Origin of the sequence: Arthrobacter sp. NicSoilB11, assembly GCF_019977375.1 — a bacterium.
Taxonomy (GTDB): domain Bacteria; phylum Actinomycetota; class Actinomycetes; order Actinomycetales; family Micrococcaceae; genus Arthrobacter.
On the sequence record NZ_AP024657.1, the window covers coordinates 2,472,883 to 2,489,473 of the forward strand.

At 67.3% G+C, this 16,591-nt stretch carries 16 protein-coding genes and 2 tRNA genes; 2 read left to right on the forward strand and 16 right to left on the reverse strand.

Going from position 1 to position 16,591, the window contains the following annotated elements:
- Window positions 1-48: 48 nt before the first annotated feature.
- On the forward strand, window positions 49-252 hold the full coding sequence (locus LDO14_RS11470) for a hypothetical protein (RefSeq protein ID WP_223991855.1): 204 nt from the start codon (window positions 49-51) through the stop codon (window positions 250-252).
- Here the strand turns inward: LDO14_RS11470 and LDO14_RS11475 are convergent.
- The 6 genes from LDO14_RS11475 to LDO14_RS11500 form a co-directional block, all read right to left on the reverse strand.
- Window positions 249-1,082 (reverse strand): carbohydrate ABC transporter permease, encoded by an 834-nt coding sequence (locus LDO14_RS11475; protein WP_223995201.1) that lies wholly within the window; start codon window positions 1,080-1,082, stop codon window positions 249-251. The genes LDO14_RS11470 and LDO14_RS11475 overlap by 4 nt on opposite strands.
- 74 nt (window positions 1,083-1,156) lie before the next feature.
- Window positions 1,157-2,038 (reverse strand): sugar ABC transporter permease, encoded by an 882-nt coding sequence (locus LDO14_RS11480; RefSeq protein WP_223991857.1) that lies wholly within the window; start codon window positions 2,036-2,038, stop codon window positions 1,157-1,159.
- A 2-nt stretch (window positions 2,039-2,040) separates the two neighbouring features.
- A complete protein-coding gene (locus tag LDO14_RS11485; protein WP_018769449.1) occupies window positions 2,041-3,393 on the reverse strand; it encodes an extracellular solute-binding protein in 1,353 nt (450 codons plus the stop codon).
- An 8-nt stretch (window positions 3,394-3,401) separates the two neighbouring features.
- Window positions 3,402-4,604, reverse strand: coding sequence for an ROK family transcriptional regulator (locus tag LDO14_RS11490; protein ID WP_018769450.1), 1,203 nt, complete (start codon window positions 4,602-4,604; stop codon window positions 3,402-3,404).
- 204 nt (window positions 4,605-4,808) lie between these two features.
- Window positions 4,809-5,951, reverse strand: a complete 1,143-nt coding sequence (locus LDO14_RS11495; protein WP_223991863.1) for a methyltransferase — start codon at window positions 5,949-5,951, stop codon at window positions 4,809-4,811.
- 50 nt (window positions 5,952-6,001) lie between these two features.
- On the reverse strand, window positions 6,002-7,084 hold the full coding sequence (locus LDO14_RS11500; RefSeq protein WP_223991864.1) for an FAD-dependent oxidoreductase: 1,083 nt from the start codon (window positions 7,082-7,084) through the stop codon (window positions 6,002-6,004).
- Between the two features lie 46 nt (window positions 7,085-7,130).
- Between LDO14_RS11500 and LDO14_RS11505 the strand changes: the two genes are divergently transcribed.
- Window positions 7,131-8,468 carry a class I SAM-dependent methyltransferase gene (locus LDO14_RS11505; protein ID WP_018769453.1) on the forward strand — a complete coding sequence of 446 codons (1,338 nt, stop codon included), beginning with the start codon at window positions 7,131-7,133 and terminating at the stop codon, window positions 8,466-8,468.
- Window positions 8,469-8,567: 99 nt separating this feature from the next.
- Here LDO14_RS11505 and LDO14_RS11510 read toward each other — a convergent pair whose 3' ends face one another.
- From LDO14_RS11510 to proB, 10 genes are all read right to left on the reverse strand, one after another.
- The gene (locus LDO14_RS11510; RefSeq protein ID WP_018769454.1) at window positions 8,568-10,244 is read right to left on the reverse strand and encodes a sodium:solute symporter; all 1,677 of its coding nucleotides are present in this window, start codon (window positions 10,242-10,244) and stop codon (window positions 8,568-8,570) included.
- Window positions 10,241-10,612 carry a DUF3311 domain-containing protein gene (locus LDO14_RS11515; RefSeq protein ID WP_018769455.1) on the reverse strand — a complete coding sequence of 124 codons (372 nt, stop codon included), beginning with the start codon at window positions 10,610-10,612 and terminating at the stop codon, window positions 10,241-10,243. The genes LDO14_RS11510 and LDO14_RS11515 overlap by 4 nt, the downstream gene beginning before the upstream one ends.
- 225 nt (window positions 10,613-10,837) lie before the next feature.
- A tRNA-Ala gene (locus LDO14_RS11520) sits at window positions 10,838-10,910 on the reverse strand.
- A gap of 209 nt (window positions 10,911-11,119) precedes the next feature.
- Window positions 11,120-11,192 (reverse strand) — tRNA-Ala (locus LDO14_RS11525).
- Window positions 11,193-11,324: 132 nt separating this feature from the next.
- The gene (rsfS, locus tag LDO14_RS11530) at window positions 11,325-11,726 is read right to left on the reverse strand and encodes a ribosome silencing factor (RefSeq protein WP_223991865.1); all 402 of its coding nucleotides are present in this window, start codon (window positions 11,724-11,726) and stop codon (window positions 11,325-11,327) included.
- Window positions 11,727-11,764: 38 nt separating this feature from the next.
- A complete protein-coding gene (locus LDO14_RS11535) occupies window positions 11,765-13,063 on the reverse strand; it encodes a hypothetical protein (RefSeq protein WP_223991866.1) in 1,299 nt (432 codons plus the stop codon).
- A 7-nt stretch (window positions 13,064-13,070) separates the two neighbouring features.
- Window positions 13,071-13,688, reverse strand: coding sequence for a nicotinate-nucleotide adenylyltransferase (nadD, locus tag LDO14_RS11540; protein ID WP_263422477.1), 618 nt, complete (start codon window positions 13,686-13,688; stop codon window positions 13,071-13,073).
- Between the two features lie 55 nt (window positions 13,689-13,743).
- A complete protein-coding gene (locus LDO14_RS11545) occupies window positions 13,744-13,983 on the reverse strand; it encodes a hypothetical protein (RefSeq protein WP_018769459.1) in 240 nt (79 codons plus the stop codon).
- A gap of 79 nt (window positions 13,984-14,062) precedes the next feature.
- Window positions 14,063-15,427 (reverse strand): glutamate-5-semialdehyde dehydrogenase, encoded by a 1,365-nt coding sequence (locus LDO14_RS11550; RefSeq protein WP_223991868.1) that lies wholly within the window; start codon window positions 15,425-15,427, stop codon window positions 14,063-14,065.
- A gap of 26 nt (window positions 15,428-15,453) precedes the next feature.
- Window positions 15,454-16,590: a glutamate 5-kinase gene (gene proB / locus LDO14_RS11555; RefSeq protein ID WP_018769461.1), complete on the reverse strand. Its 1,137-nt coding sequence runs from the start codon at window positions 16,588-16,590 to the stop codon at window positions 15,454-15,456.
- Window position 16,591 lies beyond the last annotated feature (1 nt).

Sequence of the window (16,591 nt, forward strand, 5' to 3'; positions counted from 1 at the left end):
CAATGGGCACCCCTCCCCATGCGGGGTCTGCAGGTCTATCCTTTTGCCATGATCGAGCTTCCAGCCACCTACAAGGAATACCTCGCCGACAAGAGCCAGATGTTCATCGATACGGTCCGGCCTGTCCTGATGCAGTCTGCGGCGGAAAAGCTGCACGGTGTCCGGGTGGTTTACAACCCGGGCTCCACCGGGCACCAGGCCCACCTCGACGACACCCTGCCGTTCGGCGTGGTCTTTGAGGACATCGACTAACCCCTGACTGCGCCCGCAAGGGCCAGCGAGTTGCCGGATCCGCGTGCCACGAAGACGTAGAGGGCCAGGACCGGGACCGAATAGAGGATCGAGAATGCGGCCAGCTGGCCGTAGGCCACTGCCCCGTGCTGGCCGAAGAAGCTGAAGATCGACACTGCCGCCGGCTGCCGGCCCTCGGACAGCAGGAGTACGAACGGAACAAAGAAGTTCCCCCAAGCCTGGATGAACACAAAGATGAACACCACCCCCAGGCCCGGGCGCATGAGCGGAAGCACGATCGATCGCAGGGCGGCCAGCCTGGAGGCGCCGTCCACCCAGGCCGCCTCCTCCAGGGCCAGAGGCACGGCGTCCATGAAGTTCCTGGTCATCCAGATCGCCATCGGCAGGCTGGTGGCGGCCAGGAAAAGCACCGTGGCGGGCAGGGAATCCAGCAGGTGCAGCTGCACGAACAGTCCGTAGACCGGCACCATGATGGCGGTAACGGGAAGGCAGGTGCCAAACAGGATGCCGTACAGGAACGGCTTGTTGAACCTGGACTGGTAGCGGGAGAGCGGGTACGCCGCAAGCACGGCCGCCGCCAGGGTAACCGTTCCGGTCCCCGCGGACAGCAGCAGGCTGTTCCACAGCGGACGAAACAGCAGTTCGGGGGTCAGGACGGCAGCAAAATTGTCCAGGCCGGGCTGCTGCGGAACCCTGATGCCGTGTCCGGCGGCCGGATCCACGGAACCGAACACCAGCCACAACAACGGCAGCAGGAAGCAGGCGCCAATCAGCACCAGGACCGCGTCCGCCCACGCGTTGCCCCGGGTACGGCCGCGCCTGGGCTGCACTCGGCGTGGACGGCTGGGGCTGGGCTGGCCGGGCTGTTGCTGCGGGAGCCGCCGTCCCGCCCATTTCGGTGCAGTCACGGCTTCTGCTCACTGAGGAGGCGGAGATAGGCTGCGCCAAAGACGGCGCCGATCAGGATGAGGACGGACGCTACGGCGGTGCCGTAGCCGATGTCACCGAATTTGAAGGCTTCCTGGTAGGCCAGGACAGGCAGCGTGGTGCTGCCGTTGGCCGGTCCGCCCGCAGTCATGACCCAAATCAGGGTGAAGACAGCCAGGGTCTGCAGGGTAACCAGCATCAGGTTGGTGGCGATGCTGCCGCGGATCACCGGCAGCGTGATGAACGCCAGCCGCTGCCAGGCACCGGCCCCGTCCATGTGCGCGGCCTCGGTCAGCTCTGCCGGGACGCCGTTGAGCGCTGCCCGGTACACCAGCATGGAAAAGGCGGTCCCGCGCCACACGTTTGCCAGGATCACGGCGGCCATGGGCACGGTGTAGAGCCAGTCGGTTTCCCCCGCACCGAAGCGGCCCAGCAATTGGTTAAGCGTGCCGTCGCGGCTGAAGAAGGCATAGGCGGCGAACGCGGCAACGATTTCCGGCAGGACCCAGGCGGCCACGACGGCGGTGCCAACAGTTGCCGAGACCATCGGACGTGCGCGGCGCATGAGGACGGCGAGGGCCAGTCCCAGCACATTCTGGCCCAGGACTGCCGAGCCTGCGACAAACAGGACCGTCAGCGCCAGCGAGAGCGGGAAGACGGGGTCCTCCAGCAGCCGCTGGTAGTTCTCCAGCCCCACCCATTGGGGGTTCCTTGCGTTGCGGCCGGTCAGTCCGGCGTTGGTGAGCGAGGCGTTGAAGGCCCACAGTACCGGGCCGGCCAGGAAGACGAGCAGCAGCAGGACGGCAGGCAGGACGGGCAGGTAGCGGAGCAGCTGCCGTGTCCGGTGGTGGGCCGCCAACGCTACTTCCGGACGGTCTTGTCGCCGCCCACGATGCCGGCCACGGCTGTGTCATAGTCGGCCGCTGCCTGTTCAGGGCTCCTGCTGCCGGTGATCACGGCCTCGGTGGCTTCCTGGACGGCAGCGGAAATCCGCGGATAGTCGGAGGTGGCAGGCCGGAATTTGGTGACGGCCACCAGGCCGGACACGTCCTTCACGAACGGGTTGGCGGACTGGTAGGCGGGGTCGGCGGCCACGTCGGTCCGGACGGCGATCTGTGAGCTGGCCACCGTGAAGGCCAGCGAGTTCTTGGCATTGAGTGCCGTGGTGAGGAAGTTGAAGGCAAGGTCGGGCTGCTTGGTTTCCGCCCCGACGGCAAGGGTCCACCCGCCGGACATGCTGACCGCGCCGGGGGCGCCGCCGTTCTGCGTCGGGAACGGGGCCACGCCCATGTCCTGTTCGTAGCCCGGCCACGCGTAGCTTCCACCGGCCTGCCAGAACGACGGCGCGTAGGAGCCTTCCACGGTTGCCCCGAGCTTTGCTTTCGGGAACCATTCACCGAACACCTTCTTCCAGATGTTCGGGTCCAGCGCCTCGGCCGGGGCCACTGCGAGGTTCTCGCCGTAAAGGGTCTTGAGGAAGGTCAGCGAGTCCTTGAAGCCGGCAGACCCAACGACCCACTTTTTCGAATCCGTGTCATAGAGGCTTGCCCCGGTTCCATAGAGGAGCTCATAGAAGCCCTGCATCACGGTCCCTTCACCTGTGCCCTTGCCGGCATACATGTTGAAGGGGATGACGTCCGGGTTGGATGCCTTGATCTTCCTTGCGGTGTCCAGGATGTCCTGCCAGCTGGACGGGCGCCACGGCAACCCAATGCCGGCGGCCGCAAAGACCTTTTTGTTGTACCAGATGGCCCTGGTGTCGGTGCCCAGCGGCACCGCGTACGTGCCGCCGTCGTCCGCTTTCCCGGCCTCCTTGGCGCCGTCGCTGAACTTGTCCCAGTCACCCCATCCGGCCAGCCGGCTGTCCAGCTTCAGGAGGTACCCGGCGTCCACGTCGGAGCGGACCTTGAAGGTGTCTTCGTAGAAGACGTCCGGAGCAGTGGCAGGCGAGCGAAGGGCCAGGGCCAGCTTTGTGCCGTAGTCGTCGTCGTTCGCCTGGATGGGCTGCAGTTCGATGGTGACGCCCTGGTGTGCGGCTTCGAACTCTTTTTTCGCATCCTGGAACATGGTGTCCAGGGTCTTGAACGAATCCGTTTTCTGGTAGGCCACCTTGATGGTCTTGTTTCCCTCGGCTGGGTTTCCGGGAGTGCAGGCCGCAAGGGCAAGGACCACGGCGGCCAGCAGGGAGACGGTTTTCGATGTCCGGCGAAGCATGCTGTTCCTCAGCTTTCCAGCAGGAGCCGTTGGGCCCGGGGCGCGAGGGTATGTTCCAGGACCAGCGAGGCGGCGCCGATGGCTCCCACGTCCTCCCCGACGCCCGTGCCAACAACCTCGATGGGGTGGATCAGCCTGACGTCGCTGTTGGCATCCAGGAGTGGCGGAATCAGCTCCAGGTAGCGCTCCGCCAGTCCGCTCCAGAAGGGGCCGCCGAAAACGACGCGTTCCACGTCGAGGGTGTTGGTGACAACGGAGACCGCCCGGGCCACCAGGACGGCGGATTTGTCCAGGATGGCAGCGGCGCGTTCGTCCCCGCCGTCGGCGAGTGCGCACAGCCGGGCGAAGCTTTGCTGGACTTCGGCGCCGCTGTTACCCGCGCGGGATCCGTCCAGGATGCCCGCTGCTTCCGCCTCCGCCACCAGGACCTGCGGGATGCAGGAGGATTTCACGCAGCCGCGCAGGCCGCAGTCGCAGGGTGGGCCGTCGGGATCGACGATGATGTGTCCTATCTCCCCGGCGTTGCCGGACGTGCCGCGGACCACTTCGTCGTTCAGGACGATGCCGCAGCCGATGCCTGTGCCCATATACATGAAGACGAAGCTGCCGGCGCCGCTGGGCCCGCCTGCCCATGTCTCCGCCACGGCGGCGCTGGTGACGTCCTTGTCAACGAGTACCGAGTAACCGGTGGCCCCGGCCAGCGCTTCGCGCAGCTCCACCCTGTCCCAGCCGGGCAGCAGTGGTGGATCCACGACCGTGCCGTTGTCCAGGTCGATGGGGCCGGGCGCAGCCACGCCCAGGCCGGCGATGCGGCTGCGGTCTACGCCGGAATCGGCGACAAGCTGGTCGATTTCCGCAGCGATGGTGCTGATCACGGCGGAGGGATCGTTTCCGCCGGGGGTTTTGATCCGCGAGTGCCGGACAACAGCTCCCACGAGGTCCAGCACCACGAACGTGGTGACTGCGGGGTCCAGGTGGACACCAAGGGCGTACATGCCGCCGGGATTGAGGCGGAGGATGGTGCGCGGCTTGCCCGGGCCGGTACCCTCCTTGCCGGCCTCGACAATCAGGTTCTGGTCCAGCAGGCGGCGCGAGATGTTCGAAATGGTCTGCGGGGACAGGCCCACGATCTGGGCCAGTTCAACGCGGCTCAGGCCACCGGACGTCCTGCGGATTGCGTCAAGGATGACGGTGAGGTTGAAATCCCCCATCCTGGGCAAGTTGGTTCCGCGTCTCGGAGAGGATTGGCGGATCTCAGACACTGTGTCCCCTAAACGTCTTCGGCTACCTCGTGATGGTGATGCTTTGAATCGTACGTTAAGGGTGGTCCCCCGCCCATATGCGCGGGCGGCGGCGCGGCGCGGCAGGATCCGCGGTTCCCGGCGGTGGACTCCCGGTGGCCGGGCGCGTTCCAGTCAGAGGGGGCGGCGGGTGCTTCGGGTGACGGTGAACTTGGGGTTCCGCCCCTCCACCACGGTGGGCCCCACGTACCGTTCCAACGCCGGCAGGTAGGCGAGGTGCCGGTTGAAGACCGTCCACAGCTCGCCGCCGGGAGCCAGCACCCGCCCGGCTGCCTGGATCATCTTGAGGCCGGCACCGGCGTGGACGCCCGCACCAACGTGGAAGGGCGGGTTGAGCAGCACGGTGTCCACGGCGGCGTCCGGGAAGGTGCTCAGCGCATCGTCCTGCAGAACGCTGATGCGGTCTGCCATGCCGTTTGCGCGGGCGGTGGCAAGGGCGGACTGCACTGCGGCCGCGGACTGGTCGGTGGCTGTCACGGCGGCTGCCGGGAACTGCCGCGCGTACATCGCGGCAAGGATTCCGGTGCCGCAGCCGAGGTCGACAGCGTGCCGTGCCGGTTTCATCCGGGGCAGGAACGCCAGGAGGAAACGCGTGCCGATGTCCAGCCTGGGGCCGGCAAAGACTGCGCCGTGGGCTGCCACGTCCAGGTCCAGGCCGGCAAGGTGCTCCACCACCGGGAAGCGGGGCGCCGCGGTGGAGGGTTTGGGGCCCGCGGCAAGGAGGACCCGGGACTTTTGCCGTGCGAGCTGCGGCTGCACCGAAACGAAGTACCGTTCAAGGACGGCGTTCATGCCCAGCGACATGTGCTTCACCCGGCCTCCTGCCAGCAGCCGGACGTCCGGTGCGGCATGCAGGGCCACGGCGGCAGCGATTTCTTCCAGTTCCGCGAGGGTTTTGGGGAGCTGCAGCAGGATGGTGTCTGCTCCCGCCAGCAGCTGGTGCCCCAGGGGCAGCTGGACAAACTCCGCCCCGGGCCCGTCCCCCAGTTCGGCCGCGTTGAGCCGCAGTGCCCTTTCCCCTGTGATCAGGTCCTGGTGCACGCGCAGCGCCGCCGGGGCAAGCACTGCCGAGGCGCCGAGCGTCAGGGCCCCGTAGCGGTCATTGATCACCGCCACGGTACCGCCGGCCCGCCCCAGCTGCACTGCGGTCTCCAGCAGCAGCCGGTCCGTGGCATCCCAGGCCTGCAGGTTGGGGGCTTCGACATCGGGCCGCCGGCGCAGGACGTTGAAAATGTCCGCCAGGGTGTTTGCTGCCACCGGTGTCCTGCCGCCTTCTGTTGCCTTCGTTCGCCCCGCGTCCCGGGGCATCACCCCCACGTTACCGTTTTCGCCGCCGTCGCCATTCCAGGCAGCTTCAGGATCCCGGTCAGTGCCGCGCGGCCCGCACGGTTGGCGCCAATGGTGGACGACGACGGCCCGTAACCTACCAGGTGGACGCGCGGCTCGGCCGCCACCCGGGTTCCGTCCATGGCGATTCCGCCGCCGGGCCCGCGCAGGTGAAGCGGGGCGAGGTGTTCCAGTTCCGCCCTGAAGCCGGTGGCCCACAGGATGACGTCGGCCTTGCGGAGGCTTCCGTCGGCGCGGCGGACGCCGTCCGGTTCGATGGACGTGAACATCGGCTCCCGGTCGAGGGCGCCCCTTCCCCTGGCCGCGCGGAGGGCTGGTGTCCAGATGAGGCCCGTCACGGACACGACGCTTTGCGGCGGAAGTCCCTGCCGGACACGGTCCTCCACGAGCGCCACGGCCTCGTGGCCCGCTGTGGCATCGAACGGCGCGTCGCGCCACACCGGTTCCCTTCGGGTGAACCAGCTGGTGGTGGTGACGCGGGAAATTTCTTCCAGCAGCCCGACGGCGGAAATGCCGCCACCCACCACCACCACATGTTTGCCGCGGAACTCCTCCGCGGAGACGTAGTCGGCGACGTGCAGTTGCCTGCCGCGGAACGAGGACTGGCCCGGGTAAATGGGCCAGAACGGGCGGGTCCACGTACCGGTGGCGTTGATGATGGCCCTGGCCGTCCAGTCCCCGCGTGTGGTTTCGACCCGCAAGCGCCCGGCCGGGTCATCATCTTCGCGCCTGACGGCCCGTACCTTGACGGGCCGGAGAACGGACAGACCCAGCTCAGCCTCGTAGCTTCCGAAGTACCGGGTCAGGAATTCCGAGCTCGGTTCCGCCGGATCCACCTCCGGTTTGGCGATGCCCGGCAGATCGCTGATTCCGTTGACCGTGGCCATGCGCAGGCTCCTCCAGCGGTGCCGCCATGCACCGCCCGGCCCTTCCTCGGCGTCCAGCACGGCATAATCAATTCCCCGGCGCTGCAGGTGGTAGGCAGCCGAGAGGCCGGCTTGGCCCGCCCCGATTACCACCACGTCGGTTGGGTCAGGACTCACCTGCCCATGATAGTCGCGGAAGCCAACACGGCCTTAGGGTAGGCGCATGGAAACTGGAGCAGCCGAACGGACAGGAAACGGAAGCACCGGGCACGCTGCCCGGCTGGAAAAGGCCCTGGGGGTGGTGCTGGGGACCGGGCAGATCCCGTTGCGCCTGCGCGCGTGGGACGGCTCGGAAGCGGGACCCGTGGACGCACCCGTCCTGGAGTTCAGGTCCCGAAAGGCTCTGCGCCGCATTCTGTGGTCGCCGGGACAGCTGGGACTGAGCCGCGCCTACGTGGCAGGTGAAATCGACACCCCGGGGGACATCTTCGCGGCGTTCACGGCATTGAGCTCGGCCGGCAAGTTCGCCGAGCCCGGGCCGTTCCGCCCGCTGACCGCAGGCGAGCTCTGGCTGCTGTTGCGCACCGCGGTCCGGCTCGGCGCCATCGGGCCCAACCCTGCCCCGCCACCGGAGGAGGCGCGCATTGCCAAAAAGGGCAGGATGCATTCCCGCCGCCGGGATTCGGCCGCCATCTCGCATCATTACGACGTCGGCAACGACTTCTACGCCCTGGTGCTGGGACCGTCGATGGTCTATTCCTGCGCGGTATGGGCCGCCGGCGGCGCCGAAGCCCCCGGGAGTGGCCCTGACTCGGGGCTGGACGCCGCTCAGGAGGCCAAGCTGGACCTGGTCTGCCGCAAGCTGGGGCTTCAACCGGGGATGCGGGTGCTGGATGTGGGCTGCGGCTGGGGCAGCTTCGCCCTCCACGCTGCCGCCAGGTACGGCGTCAGCGTAGTGGGCGTGACGCTCTCCAGGGAACAGGCCGCCCTGGCCCGCAAGCGTGCAGCGGACGCCGGCCTGACGGACAAAGTGGACATCCGGGTCCAGGATTACCGGGATGTCAGCGACGGGCCATTCGACGCCATCAGTTCCATCGGCATGTCCGAACACGTCGGGCGCGCCCAGACCCCCGCCTACGCCTCGGCCCTCTACGGGTTGCTCCGGCCCGGCGGGCGGCTGCTGAACCACGCCATCTCCTGGAACGCCGGCCCCACCAGCCCGGACCCGGACTCATTCATTCCCCGGTACGTGTTCCCCGACGGGGAGATGATCAGCCTCGGCGAAATGGTGGCCGCCCTGGAAACGGCGCGGTTCGAAGTCCTCGACGTGGAGGCCCTCCGCCGGCACTACGCGCTCACGCTCCGGGCATGGGTAAGCCGGCTTGAGGAAAACTGGGACGAGGCGGTGAAGCTGGCCGGTGCGGGACGCGCCCGGGTGTGGCGGCTCTACATGGCCAGCAGCGCCATTGGCTTCGAAACCGGGCTGACCGGAGTCAACCAGGTGCTGGTGCGCCGCCCGGGTGGAGAGGAACCGCCGCTGCGGCGCACCGCCTGGATGTGAGCCGTTTTACTCCCGCCAACACTCCACGTACAGCGCCCTCCTGCCGGGACGTAACCCGGCAGGAGGGCGGCCTAATCCCGGGGAGGACCCGGGCTTCCTTCAGGCCACCGGCGGAGGTCCGCCTGGCCGGGTGAAAGGCTGGATTTTCTCGATCTGGACCACCTTCGGGTCTGTCTCGTCGGCGGCGTAATCCGTGGGCCGGGTGAGGTCCTCCCCCGTGCGGACCTTCAGGGCCCGCAGCACCAGGGTCAGGACGGCGGCGACAATCAGGTTCAGCGCGAACGCGGACACCGCGATGTAAACGGTGAAGTCCGTCCCGGGGATGGGGGCCAAAGAGCCGCCAAAATGGGCCTTGGTCGCCGGATTGACCACGTTGTATGCGGAGATTGTTCCGAAGATGATGCCCACCGCCCAGCCGACAAGCAGCGCCCAGCGGTCGAACCACCGGGTGTACAGGCCGGCCACCACGGCCGGGAAGGTCTGCAGGATCCAAATGCCGCCCAGCAGCTGCATGTTGATGGCCGCGGACTGGTCCATGGCGATCACGAAGACCAGCGCGCCCACCTTCACCACCAGCGAGACGATCTTGGAAACCTTCGCCTCTGTCCTGGCATCGACGTCAGGCCGGATGAAGTCGCGGTAGATGTTTCGGGTGAACATGTTTGCCGCCGCAATGGACATGATCGCCGCGGGGACAAGCGCCCCGATGGCGATGGCAGCCAGGGCCACCCCCGCAAACCAGGCCGGGAAATGGTCAAGGAACAGCTGCGGTACCACCAACTGCGGATTGACCGATCCGTCCAGGTCGATGGGCTTGGTGCCCGCCTTGATGGCCACGAAACCCAGCAGGGCCAGGAAACCAAGCATCAGCGAGTACAGGGGCAGGATGGCGGCGTTGCGGCGGATGGTATTGCGGGCCTTGGATGCCAGCACCGCCGTCACGGAGTGGGGATACATGAAGAGCGCCATGGCCGAACCCAGTGCCAGTGACCAGTAGGCGGAGTAGTTGGCAGCACCCGGAATGAAGACCCCTGCGGGCTTTCCGGTGGCCTGGTTCACCGTGCCCAGTTTGGCCTGTGCCGAACTGAAGATGGTGTCCCAGCCGCCGAACTTGATGGGCAGGTAGATGACGGCCACGATCACCGCAAGGTAGATCAGGAGGTCCTTGACGACGGCAATCATCGCCGGCGCGCGGAGTCCCGATGTGTAGGTGTACGCGGCCAGGACCACGAAGGCCAGGATCAGCGGCAGGTCGGTCAGGAGCACATTGCCTGAGCTGCCCAGGCCAAGGACCGTGAGGACGGCCTTGATGCCTACCAGCTGCAGCGCGATGTAGGGCATGGTGGCCACGATGCCCGTGACGGCGACGGCCAGCGAAAGCCAGCGGCTGCCGTAGCGGCCGCCCACGAAGTCCGCTGAGGTGACGTAGCCATGGCGGTGGGACACCGACCACAAACGGCTCATGATGATGAAGATGATCGGATAGAGGACGATGGTGTAGGGCACGGCAAAGAAGCCGCTGACGGCGCCCGTGGCCCACATCGCTGCGGGCACGGCCACGAAGGTGTAGGCGGTGTAGAGGTCCCCGCCCAGCAGGAACCAAGTGATCCAGGTGCCGAATCCGCGGCCGCCCAGGCCCCACTCGTCCAGGCTGTGCAGTCCTTCCACCTCACCGCTGCGGCGCCATTTGGCGGCCAGGAAGCCCATGACGGCAACAACGACGAACAGCAGCACAACAATGATCAAGGCAATCCAGTTGATCTCGCGCCCGTTCATGGCCGGTCCCCTCCCAACCCGGCATCGGCGGAGGCTGTGCCTGCCCGTGGCGGGCCGCCTGGACGTGCCTCAGCCCGCCGTCGTCGGTCTTCCTTGGTTACCAGCCAATAGGCCGTGCCGGTCAGGATGGCCGAAATGGGCACCCAGAGCAGCTGGTACCAGTAAAAGAACGGCAGCCCGGCCAGCCTGGGCGCATCGAAGGAGTAGAGCTGCGGCATGAGGGGGAAGAGGATGGCGGCGGCCAGGATGATGCCGGCGCCGATGTATGGAGCGGGCCTCGCAGGCCCCCGGATCGCGGTATCGCGTGTCAGGCGCGATTCCTCTGGAACAGCATCGCCGTTGTAGCCGGAACCATCTGCGTGGGACATCTGTGACCTCCTCGTCAGCCTGTCCCGCGTCCCCGCTCTTGGGTGAAAGCGGCCGGGCGGCGGGACGATGTGCCCTCAACCTCAGTTGTACCCCGCTTTGACCTGCGCGGGAAGGGTTTTTCCACCGGCTGCAGGTCCCCATCCGGAGAGAAAAGGACCAGGCCCCCAACAACGACGAAAAAGGGAACCAGCACAAATGTGATGGTTCCCTTTTCCGTGTATCGGTGGAGCTGAGGGGACTCGAACCCCTGACCCCCTGCATGCCATGCAGGTGCGCTACCAGCTGCGCCACAGCCCCGTACTCTTGTTCCTTCCGGTCGAATTCGCCGGAGCAACCTGACCAGAGTAATGCACTTTTCCGCTGGACGCCAATCGGCGGTCAACGGCCCCGGAACCGCGCTCCTCCGCCGCGCAGTCCCGCAGGCATTCAGCCCTCGTAAGCTGCGCGGGAACGGCTGGAAACGAAAAAGTCCGCCGGAACCAGGATGGTTCCGGCGGACCCGCCGGTGGAGCTGAGGGGACTCGAACCCCTGACCCCCTGCATGCCATGCAGGTGCGCTACCAGCTGCGCCACAGCCCCGGATTGTTGCTGCTCCAAGGAGCTCTCTCCGGGGTCTCCCCCGAAGCAACTCAAATATCTTAGAACAGCAATTCCGAAAATTCCAAATCGGGAATATTCACTCTCCGCACCCGTTCACGGCGCGGGCGCGGCCTACTCGCTGTCGGCTATTGCGCCGGCTTTGGCGGATGCGTCGTCCCCGAGCTGCAGGTCCACCACGGGGCAATCCTTCCAGAGCCGCTCCAGTGCGTAGAACACCCGGTCCTCCTCATGCTGGACGTGGATGACGACGTCGGCGTAGTCCAGCAGGACCCACCGGCCGCCGGAACGGCCCTCGCGGCGCACCGGCCGCAGGGCCTGTTTGGCAAGTTCTTCCTCGATGCCGTCAACAATGGCGTTGACCTGGCGTTCGCTGGGTGCCGAGGCGATGAGGAAGACGTCGGCCAGGGCCAGGCGTTCACTCACGTCCATGGCGACGATGTCCTGCGCAATCTTGTCGGCGGCGGCCTTGGCGGCCGTACGGGCTATTGCAATGGACGATTCTGTTGCAGTCACGGGACTCCTTGTTTGGTGAAAAGTTGATGCCGGTGCGGTCAGCGGGACATGCCGCTGACGATCAGGATGATGCCGGCAATGAGGGCCAGGATCCCGAACGCGAGGATGCAGAACTGAAGGATGCGGTTCCGCCGCGCCCTTGTCAGGCCGGCCGTTGCGGCGTCCAGGGGGTCAAGGCCATGGGCGGCGCGGGCAGGGACGCGGGGAAGATCCTCGAAGAGATCCTCTGAGGGGTTCTCCGTCTGGTTGTCCGGGAGCGATACCCGTTTGGGACGGCTGGCGGCTTTGGCCGCTGCCTCGGCACGGGCTATGACCTGGGACCTGCCGGTGGCGGATTCGGGCGCTGGCGCCTTGGGGCGGTTGGCAGGTTTGCGTTTTCCCGGAACTTTGGTGCCGGGCCTGGTGGTGACCGGGACATGCGAGGTTGCCGGCGGCTTCATCACCGGACGTTCGACGCCGGGCACCTGGACGAACTCGAGCGGCGTCACCATCGCCAGGTTGTTGGCGGTGGACGGGCCGGGCTTGTCTTTGGCGGCGGCTTCCCTGGCCGGGGCGGGAGGATTCCCCGCCTGTTCGGCGAGCTTCTGCCGGGCCATTGCCCTGCGGTTCAGGACCGCGGCCCGCTCCGCCAGGGCGATCTGTTCGGCCAGGATCTCCGGATCGACGGCCTCCGGATCCACAGACGCGATGTGCTCCATTTTGGCGATCTGGTTCCTGGCCTGCGCGGCGATCAGCGCCCGCGCTTCCAGTGCCTGTTCCACCGTCATCCCCTCCGGGGCGCCTCCTGGAGCCGGTGCAGGACGTTCAGCGGCGGCTGCGGGCCCTGGTTTCGCCGGGGCACCAGTTTTTACCGGCGCGCCGGTGTTCGCTGCAGGGGCCGGGGCAGCAGTGTCCGCTCCTGACGACGCCGTTGGGTCCGGGGAAGCGGCCGGCGGCACCACCGGGTTGGCGGCTGTCAGCGTCTGCTCTTTGAGTTGCTGCAACCGCAGCTGGCGCCGGGTGGGCGGTCCCCCGGCAGCAAGCTGGCCTTCCTTTTCCTCAAGTTCCTTGATGGTGCGAAGCGCGGCCCGGTCGCGGGCGCGGATCTGGGACGAACGCTGGGTGGGCGTCTGGTCTTCAGGCGTCCGGTCGGCAGGCGTGTCGGCGGGGGCCGGCGGAGTTGTTACTGCGGAGCGGGAGCGGGCCGTCGCATCCTGTCCCGCCGGTGCGGGTGCGCCGTCGGCCGGCCGGTTCGCGGCAGGCGGGCGCTGCCCGGTGGCGGGCGGGGTGGCCTGTTGGGCGTCCCTGGCCTTCCGGAGTTCCCGGCGGCTGCGGATTGGGGGCTGTTCCTGACTCATTGAGAACTCATTCAGTACTGGCTGGTTCGCGTGCTTCGGAAGTTGCTTCATCCGCGCTTGCAGGCGGCGGGTCCGAATACAGGCCGTACTTGGCGATGTATTGGACCACCCCGTCGGGGACCAGGTACCAGACCGGGTTGTTCGCTGCCACACGGGCCCGGCAGTCCGTTGACGAAATGGCCATGGCCGGAACTTCCAGGAGGCTGACGTCGTCGCGGCCCATCCCGTCCAGGACGTGCCCGGGACGTGTCACGCCCACGAAGTGGGCCAGCGACCACAGCTCGTCAATGTCCTTCCAGGACAAAATCTGCGCCAGGGCGTCCGCGCCGGTGATGAAGAAAAGGTCGGCATCGGGGCGCTGGGCCCGGAGGTCGCGGAGGGTGTCGATGGTGTAGGTGGGACCCGGACGTTCAACGTCGACACGGCTGACGGTGAAGCGCGGATTGGATGCCGTGGCGATGACGGTCATCAGGTAGCGGTGTTCGGGCTCGCTGACCTGTTTATGGGACTTTTGCCATGGCTGCCCGGTGGGGACGAAGACCACCTCGTCGAGGTCGAACTCCGCCGCGACTTCGCTGGCCGCGACAAGGTGGCCGTGGTGGATGGGATCGAATGTCCCGCCCATCACGCCAAGCCGCAGCCGCCCCCGGGCACCATTGCGGTGCAGGTTGTGGGAAATCTTAGTGGCCCTGCCCGCGATCGTGCTTATTGGGGTGCTGGCGGTGCGGATCGGCGTGCTCGTCCGTGGCGGCGTGGCGGTTGCCCAGGTTGGTGTAGGACCAGGCAATGAACATCAGGACCACCAGGATGCCGAACATGGAAACGCCAAAGACCCACGGTTCGGCCCACAGCGGCGCAAGCTCCTCATGGCCTGATTCACCTGCGGCGGCGACGGACGTGGCAATCTGCTGGAGCAGCATTTTCTCCCCTATGTTCAAGGATTTACGGGCAGCGGAACCTTCCGCTGCTTTCCGGGTTCTGGTCTATGTTACCGCGTTGCTATGCGCGGACCTGGCCTTCGCCCTGGACGATCCACTTGGTGGTGGTGAGCTCGGTCAGGCCCATGGGCCCGCGGGCGTGCAGCTTCTGGGTGGAAATGCCCACCTCGGCACCGAGGCCAAGTTCCCCGCCGTCGGTAAACCGCGTGGAAGCGTTCACGATCACCGCCGCCGAATCCACCTCGGCGATGAACCGTTCAGCGTTGGCAAGGCTGTTGGTGAGGATCGCTTCGGTGTGCCCGGTGGACCAGGTGCGGATATGTTGCACGGCCTCATCGAGGCTGTCCACCATGGCCACGGCCAGGTCAAGGTCCATGTACTCGGTTCCCCAGTCCACATCCGTGGCCGGCTGGGTCTCGATCCCGGGCAGCGCGGCGCTGATGCGCCCGTCCACGTGCAGGCGGACACCGGCGCCACGCAGGGCGGCGGCCACGGCGGGCAGGACGGTTGAGCGCGAATGCACCAGCAGGGTCTCGACCGTATTGCAGACACTGGGCCGCTGGGTCTTGGCGTTGAGCAGGATCTCCACGGCCATGTTTTCGTCGGCGGACTCGTCGAGGAAGATGTGGACGTTCCCCTCCCCCGTTTCGATGACGGGCACGGCGGAGTTGGTCACCACGGTCTGGATCAGGTCGCGGCCGCCGCGGGGAATCAGCACGTCCACCCTGCCGCGGGCCTTCATCAGGACGCTGGCACCGGCGCGGCCGTACTGGTCCACGGTCTGCACGGCGTCGGCCGGAAGGCCCACAGATTCGAGGGCTTCGCGCAGCACCCGGACCAGGACCTGGTTGGTGGCCTCGGCAGCGCTGCCGCCGCGCAGGATGACGGCGTTGCCGCTCTTGAGGGCCAGCCCCGCGATGTCCACGGTGACGTTGGGCCGTGCCTCGTAGATGGCCGCCACGACGCCCATGGGCACGTTGACCTGGCGGAGGCGGAGCCCGTTGGGAAGGGTCTGGCCGCGCACCACATTGCCCACGGGATCCGGGAGGTTGGCCAGGTTCTCGAGGGCGGCCACCAGCCCTGCCACGCGGGCCTCGGTGAGGGTGAGCCGGTCCAGGAGCGCGGCGGAGGTGCCGTTGGCCTTGCCTTTTTCCACATCCATGGCGTTGGCGGTGAGGATGGCCGGCACGTTCTCCTGCAGGGCGGCTCCGACAGCCCGGAGGGCGCGGTCCTTCCAGGCACGGTTGGCGGTGGCCATCCGGCGGGCAGCGTGGCGGGACCGGTCCGCGAGGGCGTGGACAGCCGCTTCAACCTCCGCAGCGGAAAGAGGCGCAGCAGCTGATCCCTGTTCTGCCACGGCACCCGGCTGCGCCTGCGCAGCAGTGGTTCCGGAATTTTCAGCAGTGTGGATCAGGGCTTCAGTCATGCTCCAAGTTTAGGCGAGCCCTGGGCTCAGACCAGCACCAGGTCATCAACATGAACAACTTCGCGGTCATAGCCGCTGCCCAGTGCCTCGCCCAGCTCCCGGGTGGAACGCCCCAGCATGCGGGGCAGCTCCTCCGACGAGTAGTTCACCAGGCCGCGGGCCACAACGATGCCGTCGGTTCCTGCCAGCTCCACGGCGTCGCCCGCTTCAAAGTCGCCCTGCACCGCGGAAATCCCCGCCGGCAGCAGGGAGGTGCGGTGGTGCCGCACGGCACGCACCGCCCCCTCGTCCAGGACCAGGCGGCCCTGCACCGAGGCAACGTGCGCCAGCCACAGGAGCCGGACGGGCTTGCGGGAACCGTTGACGGAAAACCACGTGCCCACGTCCTCGCCATTCAGGGCTGCGGCGGCGTTGGACGTGGAGGTCACCAGGGCGTGAATGCCCGAACCTGCCGCCATGCTGGCAGCTTCCACCTTTGTCATCATCCCGCCGGTTCCCACACCGGCCTTGCCCGCTTTGCCAATGGAAACGCCCTCGAGGTCGTGCGCGCCGGTGACCAGGGGGATGCGCTTGGCACCCTGGGCGGGCGGCCCGTCATAGAGGGAGTCGACGTCGGACAGCAGCACCAGTGCGTCGGCGCGCACCAGGTGCGCCACCAGGGCGGCGAGCCGGTCGTTGTCGCCGAAGCGGATTTCGTGGGTGGCCACGGTGTCGTTCTCGTTGACGACGGGGACCACACCGAGGTTCAGCAGCCGGTCCATGGCGCGGAGGGCGTTGGTGTGCTGGCTGCGGCGCATCAGGTCCTCGGCCGTGAGCAGGACCTGGCTGACGGTGACGCCGTGCGCGCCGAAGGCCTGGGTGTACCGGGCCATCAGCAGCCCCTGGCCCACGCTGGCGGCGGCCTGCTGGGTGGCGAGGTCGCGGGGGCGCTTGGCCAGTCCCAGCGGGGCCAGTCCGGCCGCGATGGCGCCGGAGGAGACCAGGATGATCTCGGCGCCCGCGTTGCGCTTGGCCGCGAGTGCGTCCGCCAGGGCGGTCAGGGATTCCTCCGAGATGCCGCCCTTGATGCTGGTCAGAGACGAGGAGCCCACCTTCACGACGATCCGGCGGGCGCCTGCCAGTGCGCTCCTGTCCGCCGTCCGCCCGGCGGGTTCCGCGGTCATG